Consider the following 15,273-nt stretch of genomic DNA (forward strand, 5'->3'; position numbering starts at 1 on the left):
CTGACAAGTTCGTGGCGACCGGAGTGAAACAAAACCGAGCGGGACTGCCGCCCGGCTAAGCTGTCATTAACCGGCAACAACGAAGATCAGGTACATCGCGATACCAACACCGATCATCGGTACAGCATCCAGCAGACCAGCCATTAGGAAGGTTTTGGTTTGAAGTTGGTCACCAAGCTCCGGCTGACGAGCCGTAGATTCGATCAGTTTGCCACCGAGGATAGCGAAACCGATACCGGTGCCCAAAGCGCCTAAGCCGATCATGATGGAGGCAGCAATGTAGATTAGTTCCATGGTAATGCTCCTAGTTTTTCAAGTTAAAGGTCAAGGTTGAGGGTTGATGTTAAGGGTTAATCTCTAACAAGCAGCACGTCTTAGTGATGCTCGTGCGCAGCGCTTAAATACACTACTGACAATACGGTAAAAATGAATGCCTGAAGAACGACAATCAAGATGTGGAAAATCGCCCACGGCACGTCGAGTACCCAGATCGCCCAGAACGGCAGCATAGCAATCAAGATAAAAATAACTTCACCGGCAAACATGTTGCCGAAAAGACGCATCGCCAAGCTGAACGGTTTAACAAGTAGGGCAACGATTTCAAGCAGCAAATTGAATGGAATCAAGGCCCAATGGTTGAAGGGTGTCAATGAAAGCTCTTTGGCAAAGCCTCCAACGCCTTTCACCTTGAAGCTGTAGTAAAGAATCAGACCGAAAACACCCAGCGCTAGCCCCAATGTGGCATTAACATCGGTAGTCGGCACAATCTTCATGTAGTCGACGCCCAATTTACTGAACAACACGGGGAAATAGTCGACCGGGATAATTTTCAGCGTGTTCATGAATAGAATCCACACGAACAACGTTAATGCAAGCGGCGCAATAATCGGGTTATGCCCTTTAAAAGCCCCTTTGATCATATCTTCAACAAATTCAAACACCATCTCTACGGCATTTTGCAGTCCGCCTGGCACGCCAGTGGTTGCCATTTTACCCGCTTTACGGAAAAGCCAGATAAACAACAAGCCCATGGCAATGGACCAGCCCATGGTATCCAGATGGATAGCCCAAAAGCCCATCTCGCTGGCTTCTTCCGCCGAATGTGCCAGCGACCAACCATTTTCTGGATGCTTGCCAAAGGTTAGGTTCTGCAAGTGGTGCTGGATATAGTAAGTCGTTGAGACTTCGTTTCCTGCGGCCATAGACATGTCACCTCAATTAGTTGTGCGATTCCCAAGCATTAGCCATGGTGCTAACCAATGCGTCAGAACAATCGCAACATAAGCGCAAAAAAAGAAAGCGGGGTTTGAGGGGGGCACTACAACAAACACCAATGAAAAAAGTGCCACCGTCAAACCAAACTTGCCTGCTTCGGCGCGAAATAGGTCCATTGCGCGCGGAGCGCGATGCCTTGTTCGAAAAATTCCCATTCGCTGTATAAAAAAAATGTGCGGCAACAGCGCCACTAATGCTCCTGTAGCTACCGACAATACGCCTGCCATATGAGCAACAGGGAAAGCCAATAGCATACCGACTAACGTCATTAGCAGCTGAATTGCTGTCAGCCTGAAGAAGTAAGCTTTTCGCCGTTGGGTCTCAAGTCGCTGCATAATTCTTCAGATAGATCTTCAGCACATGATTCCCCAGCACAATAAATGAGTCACGCTTACAACTTGTTGCTCAATAAATCATCAGCCACCTGCACAAATCTTGCGCGATTATAGGGAAGCGCTATCATACCTTCAACCGAAGTTGCGCCGATTTCGCGCGATTCAGTGCCGACTTGCGACCAAAGGGTTAAAATAAGCGTCTATTTAGTAAGCCTGCTATTTAATATGCCCCAGAATCCCATCGAGCTCTTCAAGGCTGGTATAACGAATCGTTACTTTCCCCTTCCCTTTTTGCCCGTGATCAATGGAGACGGGCGCGCCAAGCAATTCCCCCAAATGTGTTTCAAGACGTGCAACATCCGGTGTTTTGGCAGTACGCGGCGGTGTCTGGGCAGGCGTCTGGTTAGCTTGGACTTTTTTAACCAACGCTTCTGTGTCACGAACGGTCAAATCATTATTAACCACTTCATGGGCAATTTGGCGTTGCTGGGTACTGTTAAGCGACAGCAGGGCTCGCGCATGGCCCATATCTAAATCGCCGCGCTCCAGCAGCGTTTGCACTTCAGGGTCTAACGCTAACAAGCGCAATAAATTAGCGACTTGAGTACGTGATTTACCAACTGCATCAGCAATTTGCTGCTGAGTAAGTTCAAATTCATCGCCAAGGCGCTTTAAGGCAAGTGCTTCCTCAATGGCATTAAGGTTTTCGCGCTGGATGTTTTCAATCAGCGCCAGGGCAAGCGCTACTTCATCGCTAACATCGCGAATAACGGCGGGAATAACATCTAATTCAGCCAACTGTGCAGCACGCCAGCGGCGTTCACCCGCGATAATTTCATAGCGGTTTTCACCCACTGGGCGAACCACAATAGGTTGCATTACCCCTTGTGCACGAATGGAATCGGCAAGCTCTTCCAATGCTTCTGGCTGAATATCCCGACGCGGCTGATATTTACCACGGGTAAGTTGGCCAAGAGGTAACCGTTCTAGCCGTTCAGCCGCCGCTTCTTCCGTTGGTGCTGCAGGCAACAGTGACGTGTCTGCACTATCCAGCGTCACGCCACCGGTAAGATCTAAACTGTCACGACGACGGGCGCCCGCACCAATCAGGGCATCCAGGCCACGTCCTAGCGCGCGTTTACGCGTCATTCGCTTCCCCTCGTACTTTTTACGTTACAGCGATAGCCGCCGGATCATCTCTTTTGCTAGCACACGATAAGCCTGACTACCTCGCGAAAAACGCGCGTATTGAGTAACAGGTAAGCCATGGCTTGGTGCTTCAGCAACCTTCACATTGCGCGGAATGGTTGTTTTTAACAGCGCATCGCCAAAAAAATCTCTCAGCTGTTTGTCGACTTCACGCGTCAAACTGGTGCGCTTGTCGTACATAGTACGCAGAATGCCAGAAACGGCTAGATCAGGATTAACGCTCTGTTTAATCTGCTCAACAGTATCCAGCAGCGCTGATAGCCCTTCCAATGCGTAAAATTCACACTGCAATGGAATAAGCACACCATTGGCGGCTGTCAACGCATTCACGGTAAGCATATTCAGCGACGGCGGGCAGTCAATGAGGACGACATCATAGTCATCTGCCACCGTCTGCAGTGCTAACGACAAACGACTTTGCCGCTGATCACTATCGAGCAGCTCTACTTCCGCGGCTGTTAAGTCGCCATTACCTGGTAGGACGTCGTATTTCACGGGTAAATCGCGAACGATGGCATCGCTTGCGGTTGTTTCTCCCAGCAACACATCAAGTACGCTTTTTTCAAGCTCGTACTTATCGATGCCACTGCCCATGCTGGCATGCCCTTGCGGGTCTAAGTCTACCAGCAAGATACGACGATCAAGTGCTGCCAAACTGGCGGCGAGATTAACGGCTGAAGTGGACTTGCCCACACCGCCTTTTTGGTTGGTCAGGGCAATGATCTGGCTCACTACTCAACTCCTTTTGGGGTCAGAATCAACAGCTGCCGCTCGGCCGTCTCGAAGGGTACACGCAGTAGGTGACGCGCCTGGAGCTCAACATAGGCGGGCAACTCCCGCAGTTCATCATCAGCGCCTGGGCCTTTCATAGCAAGCCACTGCCCATGAGCTGCCGGTAGTGCTCGGGTTAGCGAGATAAAGTCTACCAAGCTGGCAAAGGCTCGGGAAATCACTTGATCAAACGTCTGGCCATTGAATTGCTCGACACGCGCTTGGGTTGGCGTGACGTTGGTCAACGCTAACTCCATCACTGCTTGACGTTGAAAGCGAACTTTTTTGCCATTGCTATCGAGTAGCGTTACCTGCAGTTCAGGCTTCATGATAGCAAGCACAAGGCCGGGCAAACCGGGGCCAGCGCCTACATCAAGTATCTGTGGCCCATGAACATAAGGTGCGACAGCAGCACTATCCAGCACGTGCCGTGACACCATCTCTTCAACATCGCGTACAGCGGTGAGGTTATAAGCCTGATTCCACTTGTGCAACAGAGCGAGCAAACCAAGTAGTTGTTCGCGCTGTTGGGGGGTGACAGTGGCTCCTAATGTTGCTAATCCTTCTTCCAATCGGGGGGCAACGGTTTCAGGCAAACTGTTGATCAACGGCGTTAATCGACTCATCCGTTAACGACCTCGCTAGTACTGACTAAGCGACGTTTTTTCAAATGTATTAGCAAAATAGAGACCGCCGCAGGGGTCACGCCGGAAATCCTAGCGGCTTGCGCCAGGGTTTCTGGACGCGTTTCACTAAGCTTTTGGCGGATCTCGTTGGATAGACCTTCTACCCGTTGATAATCCAGCTCGGCTGGCAGCGGTGTTGCTTCATGGCGCTTGAGCTTATCGATCTCATCCTGTTGACGGTCGATATAACCCTGGTATTTCGCTTGAATTTGTACTTGCTCGGCAACCGCTTCATCGTCGACATCGCCGCTTTCAATGCCAGGTAGCGATGTAATATCTGCATAGCTAAGCTCTGGGCGCTTTAACAAGTCACTTAAACAGTATTCTCGAGGAAGCGGTCTACCGGTTTTTTCAGCAATTTTCGCGGCGGCTGGTGTATTGGGCTGCACCCAGACAGTAGCTAAGCGTGTTGTTTCACGCTCGATGGCTTCGCGTTTTTGGCTAAACGCTGACCAACGTTTGTCATCGACTAACCCAAGCTCACGCCCTTTTTCCGTTAAACGCAGATCAGCATTGTCTTCGCGTAGCAGCAGGCGGTATTCCGCACGCGAGGTAAACATGCGGTAGGGCTCTTTGGTGCCCATAGTAATCAGGTCATCTACCAACACACCGAGATAAGCTTCGTCGCGGCGAGGATGCCAGGCCTCTAACTGTTTGGCGCGGCGAGCGGCATTCAAACCTGCCAACAACCCTTGAGCTCCAGCCTCTTCGTAACCGGTAGTACCGTTGATTTGTCCGGCGAAAAACAGGTTGTGGATAAATTTAGTTTCCAGGGAGTGTTTTAAATCCCGGGGATCAAAAAAGTCGTACTCAATAGCATAGCCAGGCCGTGTGATATGAGCGTTTTCTAAGCCTTTAATGGAGCGGACCACTTGTAGCTGAACATCAAAAGGCAACGACGTCGAGATTCCGTTGGGATAGAGCTCATGGGTATCCAAGCCTTCAGGCTCGATAAATACCTGATGGCTTGATTTGTCGGCAAAGCGGTGAACTTTGTCTTCAATCGATGGGCAGTATCGCGGACCAACGCCTTCGATCACACCGGAATACATAGGCGAGCGATCAAGATTCGCCATGATGATTTCATGGGTGCGCTCATTGGTGTGCGCTATGTGGCAACTCACCTGTTGTGGATGCATCTCCCGTGAACCGAGGTACGACATGACCGGCGTTGGTGTGTCACCTGGCTGTTCTTCCAACGATGTGAAGTCAACCGTTTTGGCATCAATTCGTGGAGGCGTTCCGGTTTTTAGTCGATCAACACGAAACGGTAGTGCGCGTAAGCGCTCTGCTAGCGCGTTGGACGGCGGGTCACCGGCGCGGCCACCGCGGCTTTGATCTAACCCAATGTGGATAACGCCACCCAAAAAGGTGCCGGTCGACAGCACAACGGACTCCGCATGAAAGCGGATGCCTGTTTCGGTCACAACACCTCGAACAGTGTTGTTATCCACAATCAGATCGCCAGCGGCTTGCTGAAAAATGGTTAAGTTCGGCTGGTTTTCCAGCATTCCCCGAATAGCAGCTTTGTAGCGAATTCGGTCTGCTTGAGCACGTGTTGCTCGAACGGCTGGACCTTTACGAGCGTTCAATACCCGAAACTGGATGCCGCCTAAGTCCGTGGCTAGCCCCATTGCACCACCGAGTGCATCAATTTCTTTTACCAGGTGGCTTTTGCCAATCCCACCAATCGCTGGATTGCACGACATTTGGCCGAGCGTTTCGATGTTGTGGGTTAGCAATAGGGTTTGACAACCCATACGAGCAGAGGCCAATGCGGCTTCAGTTCCCGCATGGCCACCGCCGATGACAATCACGTCAAAGCGGTCGGGATAGTTCAAGAGGCACCTCGTCTTGCGCCGTTTGGCACGGATGATGTGAGTCAGTATTGGTTCACTAATTGAGTAAGCCCGCCAGTATAAACCTCCTGTGGGTAACCGTCAGGTTTTTCCACACCCCAAGCTAAGCATTCATCTATTATTAATTACAAAATAAAAATATATAAGAGAAGTTCTGTTGATGTTGTAACTACTGGTGTGGACAAAATTTGTTGATAACCCGAATAAGCTAATATATTTCAGTTGCTTAAATTGTTAGCTTTTACATGATTAAACGGAGGAGTAGCTGCGTAGAAGCGGTGCCACTCCTGTGGATGAAAGTGCGACTTACACACAGGCATGACAGACAACGGGTTATCCACCGGCCCATACCGAGTTTGTTACCGCACCTGTGAACAAGTGCGATTGGTAGCTTAAAAAGACTTGATTAGCGCTCATGGTAGGTGTCGTAGAGCAATATGATGCAGCGTGTAAAAAATAGTATCCACAGGCAAAAAAAATGGCCTGTCGCGGTGACAGGCCATTTTATGGGGCAAAAATGGGCAAAAAAGTCAGATTAATTCCGACATTAATGCTTCAAAACACGTGCAAGGAAGGATTGTGTTCGCTCATGTTGTGGCGTATCGAACAGTTGCTCGGGAGGACCTTGCTCGGCAATTTCGCCTTTATGGATAAAAATAACGCGATCTGCCACTTCACGGGCAAAGCCCATTTCATGGGTCACTATCACCATGGTCATGCCTTCTTTGGCAAGTTCACGCATGGCATCCAGCACTTCACCAATCATTTCAGGATCAAGCGCTGATGTAGGCTCGTCAAACAGCATCAGGCGGGGTTCCATGGCTAACGCCCGGGCTAACGCTACACGTTGCTGCTGCCCACCCGAGAGCTGGCTTGGGTACTTATCTGCTTGGTCGGCGATACCAACGCGCTCTAACAGTCGTTCAGCGGTATCTTCGGCATCTTGGCGGCTCCACCCCCGCACTTTCATGGGGGCAAGAGTAACGTTGTCGCGCACGCTCAAGTGGGGAAAAAGGTTGAACTGCTGAAACACCATGCCGACTTCAGTACGGATAGTTTGCAGCGCTTTACTGCTTTTACCGTTGGGCAGTAATTGGTTGCCATCAACATCAAGAGAGCCGGCTTGAAACTCTTCTAAGCCGTTGATACAGCGGATGAGCGTTGATTTACCAGAGCCACTGGCACCGATGATAACGACGACTTCACCAGGCACAATTTCAAGATCAACATTATTGAGTACGTGCAGGCTGCCAAAATGCTTATTGAGCTGCTGCATACGCACAATTGGCGATTGGGTAGAGGTCATTGCACGTTCCTTATTGTCCTGCGAGGCCTCTGCGCTCAATTTGGCGCAGAATCAAAGAGAGAGTCCAGGTGATGGCAAGGTACATCAGCGCCACCATGAAATAGACCTCAAGTGCGGTAAAGGTAGTGGCAATATAAATTTGCCCTTGGCGGACTAATTCACCGACCCCGATAACAGAAAATAGCGAGGTATCTTTGATACTGATGATGCCCTGGTTACCCAGTGGAGGAATCATGCGCCGTAGGGCTTGGGGCCAAATTACGTAGCGAAAAGCTTGAGTTCGAGACAAGCCTAGCGAAAGTGACGCTTCTCGCTGGCCACGTTCGATAGACTGCACGCCGCCTCGCACAATTTCAGAGATATAAGCCCCTGAATTAATGGCGATCGCGGCAATGCCAGCAACGAGTGCGTTGATCGGGCCTCCCAGCAATTGGGGTAAGCCATAAAAGATAAACAGAACCTGCACTAAAATAGGCGTGCCGCGAAACACTTCGACGTATAAAACTGCTGGCCAGCGCAGCCAACGTACTGGGCTAATGCGCAATAAACCAAAGAATATGCCAATAAAGAAGCCGATCGCTAGGCCGCCGAACGATATAAGCAGTGTCCAAGGAATACCTGGTAACAGATAGGGGATCGACCCAAATGCGGCCGACCAATCAAACTGAAAGTTAACGTCCACGCGTTATCTCCAGAAAAATAAACAACGACACAGGGCCGGGGGTATAGCCGCCCGGCCCTGAGATGAAAAGTGCTCGTTAGTGATAGCGAACAGCGATGTTATTCAGCGCTGGGGGCTTCACCGAACCACTTTGTGTAGATTTCATCATAGGTGCCGTCTTCACGCATGGAGGCAAGTGCTTCGTTGGTAGGCTCTACCCACTCGCTGCCTTTATGGAAAACGATACCGTACTGCTGGCCTTCATACAGCGGGCCAACCACTTTGGTACGGCCTTCGCCACGGGTTTGTGAGAAGTAGGCAACGTTAGGGGCGTCGTACAGCACGGCATCCACGTTGCGCCCTAACAGCGCCATGTACATATCGGCGGTGCCTGGATAGGGAGTAATGTCGGCATCTTCACCGAGTTCCTGTTGAAGGAAGTCGTAGCTGGTAGAGCCGATTTTGGTGGCAACGGTGAGACCCGCAAGGTCCTCAAGCGAAGAGACCTCTTCGTTGTCGGCACGTACGATAATTTGCAGACCTGAGTCATAGTAGGGAGCGGAGAAGTCGACAACTTCGGCACGCTCATCTGTAATGGTGATGCCTGCAAGGGCGATTTCCTGGCTGCCGGTTTGGACGGCGGGAATGATGCCAGAGAACTCCATCGTGGTGAGGTTAACGTCAAAGCCTGCACGTTCGGCGACTGCGTTGATGATATCCATGTCGAAACCGATCATTTCACCGGTTTCTGGATCCATCATTTCAAACGGGACAAAGCTTGGGTCAGTGGCCACATTGACAGTAGGTGTTTGTGCAAACGCGACAGTGGTACTGCCTAAGCCCAGTGCAAGGGCGGTAGCAATGACAGATTTTTTTAGTAGGTAATTCATTCGTTTCCCCGTGTTTTATTTGGTTAGCGACGCGATTTAAAGAAGATTTACTCTTATAAATTCCGTCTGCAACCGTTATTGACCTTTTAACCTTGGCGAGAAACCACCAAGGCGTCAAGTCACGGGGAGGGGGTTGTTACCAACGTTGGTTAGACCATGAAGGAAGCTCCACAGCCGCAGGTGGTCGTAGCGTTGGGGTTTTGAACACGAAAACGGGCACCTGCTAACCCTTCTTCATAGTCAATGGTTGAACCCACCAAGTATTGGTAGGAGAGAGGATCGACGACGAGGATCGCATCGCCAAATTCAATTAACGTGTCGTCTTCGGCCACGTTTTCAGCAAAATCAAACCCATACTGGAACCCCGAGCAGCCACCACCGGTGACATAAACGCGGAGTTTCAGCGCAGGGTTAGCCTCTTCTGCTATGAGTGCTTGGATGCGTTTCCGAGCACTATCAGACAAGAGTAGAGGCGTTGGAACAAAAGCTTCTGCACCGCTCATGGGTACCTCCCGCGAGCTTTAAGAACGAATAATCGGCATCGGAGTGTGATTATGGGTAATTCCCAGCAAAATGGTCAACTATTGCTGGGAATTAGTCGTGCCTTAAGGCATCAACGCTGGGGCGTTGAGGCCCATATTTTCGTCAAAGCCAAACATGAGGTTAAGGTTTTGAATCGCTTGGCCTGATGCGCCTTTAACGAGGTTATCAATTACCGAAAGTACGACTACGGTATTGCCATTACCAGGACGGTGAACAGCGATACGGCAGGTATTGTTGCCTTTGACGCTGCGAGTTTCCGGATGACTGCCTGCAGGCATGACGTCAACAAACGGCTCGTGGGCGTAACGCTGCTCAAAGAGCGCCTGTAAATCGCCTGGCTCTTCAGTCAGCGTACTATAGAGCGTGGCATGAATGCCGCGGATCATCGGCGTTAAGTGCGGCACAAAGGTAAGCCCTACGGCGTTTGGCTGCATATCGCTTAAGCCTTGACGAATTTCAGGCAAATGGCGATGTCCAGACGCACCGTAGGCTTTCATCGATTCGCTGGCCTCGGCTAGCAGCGAGGCAACTTTGGCACCACGGCCTGCGCCGGTAACGCCTGATTTGCAGTCAGCGATTAACTGGCCTGGGTCAATCAAACCAGCTTCCAAAAGTGGCAGATAGCCGAGTTGAGCAGCCGTTGGGTAGCATCCTGGTACGGCAATTAAGCGAGCGTTTTTGATTTTCTCACGATGCATTTCTGGTAGGCCATACACCGCTTCTTTTAGCAGTTCCGGGGCGCCATGGGGCTGGTCGTACCACTGGCTCCATTCGGCGGCGTCGCGCAGCCGGAAATCCGCAGATAAGTCGATTACTCGCGTGCCATTGTCGAGCAGTTCGCCTGCTAGTGCATGGGCGACCCCGTGGGGTGTTGCAAAGAACACCGCATCCAGTGCACCCAGTGCCTTGGCGTCTGGCTCGCTAAACGTGAGGGCGTCATAGTGGCCGCGCAGGTTGGGATACATGTCGCATACCTTCACACCTGCTTCCGAGCGCGAGGTAATGGCTTCTACGCTTACCTGAGGATGCTGGGCAAGTAACCGTAACAGCTCAACGCCGGTATAGCCGGTACCGCCTACAATGCCAACCTTAATCACAAACCACTCCTTGCGCATTACGCACAGTCAGACCCAACAATAATTAACAGCCTAATGAGATACCTCAGGCTGTTGAACTGTAGCTAGCTATGATACACAAGAGAGCAGGCGCGTAAGAGCGCTATAGGGAAACAGGCATATGTTCACTAACGCGAACATGATGCGTAAAAGCGAATAATAGGCGCAAGGACGGACGTTGTGGCACGTTTTTCCCGGTCAGATTTCACCTTGGAAAGTTTTCGTCGCCAGTTGGCGAATGTTGATGCCCTGCCTCAGCTGTGTGTGCTGGGGTTAGTGTCTGGGGTGATCACAGGCGCGGTGATGGTGGCTTTTCGCTTATTGCTAGAGGTAGGTGCTGCCCTTTATATGCCTGAGGGCAATCCTGAGGCCTTTGAAGGACTCGCACCATGGCTTCGTGCACTGTTGCCGATGATTGCCGTGACGTTGATTGGCACAATGCTCTATCGGCAAAAGGCTGCCGCCCGTAAGTTAGGTGTTGGCCATGTGATTGAGCGTCTCACCTATCACCAGGGACGTTTCCCTATGCGCAACTGGCTTAACCAGTGGTGGGTGGGCGTTGTGTCTGTGCTGGGTGGCCTCTCAGCAGGACGTGAAGGCCCTGCCATTCATCTGGGCGCAGCGGCCTCCAGCGGCTTAGGTCTCAAGCTTCGCTTGCCCAATAACAGTTTACGGGTGTTGGTTGCTTGCGGTACGGCGGCAGGTATATCAGCATCATTTAATACGCCAATCGCAGGGGTGATTTTCGCCATGGAAGTGGTGATGATGGAATACACCCTGATGAGCTTTATGCCGGTGATACTCGCCTCTACCATGGGGGCATTGGTCGCTCAATTGGTGTATGGCAATGAACCGGCGTTTCGCATTCCTGAAGTTGCCCTTGGCTCGCTAATGAACGTGCCTTGGGTGGTTATTATTGGTTTGGTGATCGGCCTGCTGGCGGGCTTATTTATTCATATTTCGCGCAGTCAGTACCTACAGCAGTGGCCGCTATGGCTTAGGTTAGGTGCTGTTGGGGTGATAACGGGCGCTGTTGCGTGGTGGTTTCCTGAAGTGCAAGGCATTGGTTACGACAGCGTTGCGGCTATGTTGAATAATCAGTTGGCGATTACTGTGTTGTTGGCATTGATGATCGCGAAGTTATTGATTACTGCCATTACCGTGGCAGGTGGTGTACCAATCGGCATTATTGGCCCCGTGCTAGTGGTCGGTGCTGCCATCGGTGCTCTAGGGGGAATGCTGGGCGGTTGGGTATGGCCAGATAAAGCGGCAGACCCTGGCATTTATGCCATGCTGGGCATGGCGGCAATGATGGGCGCGGTATTGCAAGCACCGCTTGCCGCCTTAATGGCGTTACTTGAACTAACGCATTCGCCACATATCATGTTGCCTGGCATGCTCGTTGTGGTGGTTGCCTGCCTAACATCTCGTCAGCTTACCGGTTGCGAGGGCTTTTTTATTAGCTCGGTGCGCTACGGCTTACATCCGTTACAGCAGCCTTTAATGCAGGCGCTTTCGCGGGTATCGGTGCCAGCGGTAATGGAGCGCCACTTAGTACGCACAGATCGAATGATTACGCCTGATCAGGCACGGCGTCTGTTGGAAACGAATCCTGTGTGGCTAGTGATTGAGCGCTCCAGTGCAGAAAAACCAGTGCTGGCGCTTAAAGCCGCTGAGCTTGCGCGTTGGTTACTGGAGCATGATGAAGCGCTGCAAGACGAAGCCCCACCAGAAGACGAGTTCATTGATTTGCTTGAGATCCCTGGGCAGCGGCTTGAAATGGCACCTATCGGATTACAAGCAACGCTATCGGAAGCGTTTCTAAAACTTCAGGACAATGCGCTAGGCGCACTCTATGTCGTGCATGGTTATCGGCCAAAGCAGCAGCGAATTTCAGGTATCATTACGCGTGGCGCTATCGAACGTTATTATCACTACACTGACCCCCGCGGTGCTGATTCCCAGCAATGAGCCCAACGCCTAAGGAGAGACCATGTATTTATGGGTAAAGGCCATTCATTTGATGGCGGTTGTTACCTGGTTTGCTGCGCTATTTTATTTACCGCGACTGTATGTGTACCACGCCATGGCGCGGGACACAGGCGATGAGCAAGCGATCACTTACTTTAAAACCATGGAGCGTAAGTTGTACCGTGGGATCATGACGCCATCGATGATCATTGTGCTGATCTTTGGTGGCTGGATGCTTTATCTTGTACCCGATTGGTTGAGCCAAGGGTGGATGCACGCTAAGTTAACGCTTGTTGCACTATTAATCGCCTATCATCATGTTTGCTTAATTTATTTGAAGCAATTTGATCAAGCCCGCTGCACCAAAAGCCATGTGTTTTTCCGCTGGTTTAACGAAGCGCCCGTGATTGCGTTAATCGCGATTATTATCCTGGCGGTGGTGAAGCCCTTTTGATGCGCCAACCTCTTCCTCCCGTTGTTTTAGTGCTAGCTGGCCATGACCCCACCGGGGGGGCTGGGTTAGTGGCTGATAGCGAAGCGATAGCTGCCTGTGGTGGTTGGGCAGTCACCATTCCAACCGCACTGACCGTTCAAAATTGCCATAATGTGATACGCACCCTGCCTGCAGATCCTGCTGCAATGCGGCAAATGGCGGAAGCGCTAGGTGATATGCAAATTGCGGCTATTAAGTTGGGGCTGTTGGCGGATGAGGCGACGCTGCGTGCAGCGGAACAAATTATCCGCCGTTTTCCAGGAATCCCTGTCGTCGCAGATCCGGTATTAAAAGCAGGTGGCGGCGCTAAGTTATCCACACCCGCCTTGCAGCAACTTTATATAGATCGTTTGCTACCGCTTGTGGATATAGTAACGCCCAACCGGTTTGAGCTTGCTGCACTGACGCCTGAGATAACCGACCCTTTGGATGACACGGCGCGCGCTGTTGCGTTGCTGGCGCAGGGTTGCCAAGGCGTCCTTGTGACCGCCACCGACAATCCACTCCCGGGTAATACGCAACAGGTTGTGCACACGCTGCACTCTCCTGACACCACGCGCCAATGGCAGTGGCCACGTTTGCCTGAAGTATTTCACGGATCAGGTTGTACATTAGCCTCAGCGCTTGCGGCTCGTTTAGCCGTTGGTGAGCGCTTACCAACTGCCTGTGAGCAAGCCCAGCACTTTACCTGGGAGAGTTTGTCTCATGGTTATCAGCCCCCTAGCGGACAGTGTTTACCGAAACGCTTGCCACGCCCCGTACGCTTTTGATCTCATTGGCAGTAAGCCATTAATGTTGAGGATGCCATGACCACATCTGCAGAACTGTTTGACCTAGCCAGTCGTCACATTCCGGGTGGTGTTAACTCCCCTGTTCGTGCTTTTAAAGGCCTCCATCGCCCGCCTGTTTTTATGGAACGTGCTCAGGGCGCCTACTTATTCGATGTGGAAGGTAACCGCTACGTAGACTATATCGGCTCATGGGGCCCGATGATCACTGGGCATGCCGATCAGGATGTACTGGCCGCCGTGCGAGCACGGTTAGATAACGGCCTCTCCTTTGGTACGCCGACCGCTGTCGAAACCACCATGGCTGATCTGATCTGTGAAATGATTCCTTCCATGGAGATGGTGCGTATGACCAGCTCGGGCACCGAAGCGACGATGTCGGCCATTCGCCTTGCGCGCGGAACAACGGGACGCGACAAAATCGTCAAGTTTGAAGGTAACTACCACGGCCATTCCGACTCATTGCTCGTCAAAGCGGGCTCCGGTGCGTTAACCCACGGGGAACCTAGCTCACCAGGCGTACCCGCATCACTTGCTGAGCACACCATCACGCTTTCCTATAACGACCCTGAAGGGGTGGAAGCGTGCTTTGCAGAGATCGGAGAGCAAATTGCCTGCATTATCGTGGAGCCGGTCGCGGGTAATATGAACTGCATTCCTCCCCAGCCAGGTTTCTTAGAAACGTTGCGCCGGGTGTGCAATGAATCCGGCAGTATTTTGATTTTTGATGAAGTCATGACCGGTTTTCGCGTCGCCTTAGGTGGCGCTCAGGCACATTACGGTGTAACGCCCGACCTTACCTGTCTAGGTAAAATTGTTGGTGGCGGCATGCCCGTTGGGGCGTTTGGCGGTAAACAAGAAATTATGCAGAATATCTCGCCGCTGGGGCCGGTTTACCAAGCGGGTACGCTGTCCGGTAACCCGCTGGCCATGGCTGCAGGGGTTGCTCTGCTAACCAAACTAAAGGTGCCTGGTTTCCATGATGCGCTGACTCAACGGGTACAAACGTTGTGTACCGGTTTGCAAGAGCGTGCCAACGCTGCCCGCATACCGATGATGACCCAATCCGCAGGTGGCATGTTTGGCGTTTTCTTTACGTCGCAATCCCGTGTGGATAACTTCGCTCAAGCCACTGCTTGCAACCCTGATGCTTTCCGCCGTTTCTTTGGTGCCATGCTTGATCATGGTGTGTATCTCGCACCTTCGGCCTATGAAGCTGGCTTTATGTCGAGTGCCCACACGCCCGAAGACATTCAGCTAACGTTGGATGCTGCAGAAAAAGCCTTTGCTGTTATGTAACATCAAGTAAAGCGCCTGCTACACTTCAAGAGCCGCTCCTATCGAGCGGCTCTGTGGTTAGTGAGGTAAACA

The 15,273-nt window shown here is 51.6% G+C and carries 16 protein-coding genes; 4 read left to right on the forward strand and 12 right to left on the reverse strand.

The window, feature by feature from the left end; genetic code table 11:
- Positions 1–66 precede the first annotated feature (66 nt).
- From atpE to argC, 12 genes are all read right to left on the reverse strand, one after another.
- Complete coding sequence (gene atpE / locus NDQ72_20250; protein WKD28343.1) at positions 67–294, reverse strand: F0F1 ATP synthase subunit C; 228 nt, start codon at positions 292–294, stop codon at positions 67–69.
- Between the two features lie 80 nt (positions 295–374).
- Entirely contained in the window at positions 375–1,202 is an 828-nt protein-coding gene (gene atpB / locus NDQ72_20255) for a F0F1 ATP synthase subunit A (GenBank protein WKD28344.1), read from the reverse strand.
- Between the two features lie 12 nt (positions 1,203–1,214).
- Positions 1,215–1,529 (reverse strand): ATP synthase subunit I, encoded by a 315-nt coding sequence (locus NDQ72_20260; protein WKD30451.1) that lies wholly within the window; start codon positions 1,527–1,529, stop codon positions 1,215–1,217.
- A 297-nt stretch (positions 1,530–1,826) separates the two neighbouring features.
- Positions 1,827–2,759, reverse strand: a complete 933-nt coding sequence (locus NDQ72_20265) for a ParB/RepB/Spo0J family partition protein (GenBank protein WKD28345.1) — start codon at positions 2,757–2,759, stop codon at positions 1,827–1,829.
- A gap of 24 nt (positions 2,760–2,783) precedes the next feature.
- Complete coding sequence (locus NDQ72_20270) at positions 2,784–3,551, reverse strand: AAA family ATPase (protein WKD28346.1); 768 nt, start codon at positions 3,549–3,551, stop codon at positions 2,784–2,786.
- Positions 3,551–4,216, reverse strand: coding sequence for a 16S rRNA (guanine(527)-N(7))-methyltransferase RsmG (rsmG, locus tag NDQ72_20275; GenBank protein WKD28347.1), 666 nt, complete (start codon positions 4,214–4,216; stop codon positions 3,551–3,553). Before rsmG ends, NDQ72_20270 begins: the two co-directional genes overlap by 1 nt.
- Positions 4,213–6,117: a tRNA uridine-5-carboxymethylaminomethyl(34) synthesis enzyme MnmG gene (gene mnmG / locus NDQ72_20280; protein WKD28348.1), complete on the reverse strand. Its 1,905-nt coding sequence runs from the start codon at positions 6,115–6,117 to the stop codon at positions 4,213–4,215. Before mnmG ends, rsmG begins: the two co-directional genes overlap by 4 nt.
- Positions 6,118–6,682: 565 nt before the next feature.
- A complete protein-coding gene (locus NDQ72_20285) occupies positions 6,683–7,420 on the reverse strand; it encodes an amino acid ABC transporter ATP-binding protein (protein ID WKD30452.1) in 738 nt (245 codons plus the stop codon).
- A gap of 31 nt (positions 7,421–7,451) precedes the next feature.
- A complete protein-coding gene (locus NDQ72_20290; protein WKD28349.1) occupies positions 7,452–8,123 on the reverse strand; it encodes an amino acid ABC transporter permease in 672 nt (223 codons plus the stop codon).
- A 98-nt stretch (positions 8,124–8,221) separates the two neighbouring features.
- On the reverse strand, positions 8,222–8,992 hold the full coding sequence (locus tag NDQ72_20295; GenBank protein ID WKD28350.1) for a transporter substrate-binding domain-containing protein: 771 nt from the start codon (positions 8,990–8,992) through the stop codon (positions 8,222–8,224).
- 149 nt (positions 8,993–9,141) lie between these two features.
- Positions 9,142–9,495 carry an iron-sulfur cluster insertion protein ErpA gene (erpA, locus tag NDQ72_20300; GenBank protein WKD28351.1) on the reverse strand — a complete coding sequence of 118 codons (354 nt, stop codon included), beginning with the start codon at positions 9,493–9,495 and terminating at the stop codon, positions 9,142–9,144.
- A 102-nt stretch (positions 9,496–9,597) separates the two neighbouring features.
- Positions 9,598–10,632: an N-acetyl-gamma-glutamyl-phosphate reductase gene (gene argC / locus NDQ72_20305; protein WKD28352.1), complete on the reverse strand. Its 1,035-nt coding sequence runs from the start codon at positions 10,630–10,632 to the stop codon at positions 9,598–9,600.
- A gap of 198 nt (positions 10,633–10,830) precedes the next feature.
- Here argC and NDQ72_20310 point away from each other — a divergent pair, with 198 nt between their 5' ends.
- Genes NDQ72_20310 through hemL form a run of 4 tightly spaced genes read left to right on the forward strand, consistent with a single transcriptional unit; the run spans position 10,831 to position 15,201 of the window.
- The gene (locus tag NDQ72_20310; protein ID WKD28353.1) at positions 10,831–12,621 is read left to right on the forward strand and encodes a chloride channel protein; all 1,791 of its coding nucleotides are present in this window, start codon (positions 10,831–10,833) and stop codon (positions 12,619–12,621) included.
- 22 nt (positions 12,622–12,643) lie between these two features.
- The gene (gene hemJ / locus NDQ72_20315; GenBank protein ID WKD28354.1) at positions 12,644–13,075 is read left to right on the forward strand and encodes a protoporphyrinogen oxidase HemJ; all 432 of its coding nucleotides are present in this window, start codon (positions 12,644–12,646) and stop codon (positions 13,073–13,075) included.
- Positions 13,075–13,884: a hydroxymethylpyrimidine/phosphomethylpyrimidine kinase gene (locus NDQ72_20320; GenBank protein ID WKD28355.1), complete on the forward strand. Its 810-nt coding sequence runs from the start codon at positions 13,075–13,077 to the stop codon at positions 13,882–13,884. Before hemJ ends, NDQ72_20320 begins: the two co-directional genes overlap by 1 nt.
- Before the next feature lie 36 nt (positions 13,885–13,920).
- Complete coding sequence (hemL, locus tag NDQ72_20325; protein ID WKD28356.1) at positions 13,921–15,201, forward strand: glutamate-1-semialdehyde 2,1-aminomutase; 1,281 nt, start codon at positions 13,921–13,923, stop codon at positions 15,199–15,201.
- Positions 15,202–15,273 lie beyond the last annotated feature (72 nt).

The sequence above is a fragment of the Halomonas sp. KG2 genome, assembly GCA_030440445.1.
Taxonomy (GTDB): domain Bacteria; phylum Pseudomonadota; class Gammaproteobacteria; order Pseudomonadales; family Halomonadaceae; genus Vreelandella.

Bases quoted from the DNA above. Each gene is read 5' to 3' on its own strand.
- NDQ72_20260 (WKD30451.1), bottom strand. From the start codon at position 1,529: ATGCTATTGGCTTTCCCTGTTGCTCATATGGCAGGCGTATTGTCGGTA.
- rsmG (WKD28347.1), bottom strand. From the start codon at position 4,216: ATGAGTCGATTAACGCCGTTGATCAACAGTTTGCCTGAAACCGTTGCC.
- hemL (WKD28356.1), top strand. From the start codon at position 13,921: ATGACCACATCTGCAGAACTGTTTGACCTAGCCAGTCGTCACATTCCG.
- NDQ72_20320 (WKD28355.1), top strand. From the start codon at position 13,075: ATGCGCCAACCTCTTCCTCCCGTTGTTTTAGTGCTAGCTGGCCATGAC.
- NDQ72_20265 (WKD28345.1), bottom strand. From the start codon at position 2,759: ATGACGCGTAAACGCGCGCTAGGACGTGGCCTGGATGCCCTGATTGGT.
- atpE (WKD28343.1), bottom strand. From the start codon at position 294: ATGGAACTAATCTACATTGCTGCCTCCATCATGATCGGCTTAGGCGCT.
- hemJ (WKD28354.1), top strand. From the start codon at position 12,644: ATGTATTTATGGGTAAAGGCCATTCATTTGATGGCGGTTGTTACCTGG.
- NDQ72_20295 (WKD28350.1), bottom strand. From the start codon at position 8,992: ATGAATTACCTACTAAAAAAATCTGTCATTGCTACCGCCCTTGCACTG.
- erpA (WKD28351.1), bottom strand. From the start codon at position 9,495: ATGAGCGGTGCAGAAGCTTTTGTTCCAACGCCTCTACTCTTGTCTGAT.
- atpB (WKD28344.1), bottom strand. From the start codon at position 1,202: ATGGCCGCAGGAAACGAAGTCTCAACGACTTACTATATCCAGCACCAC.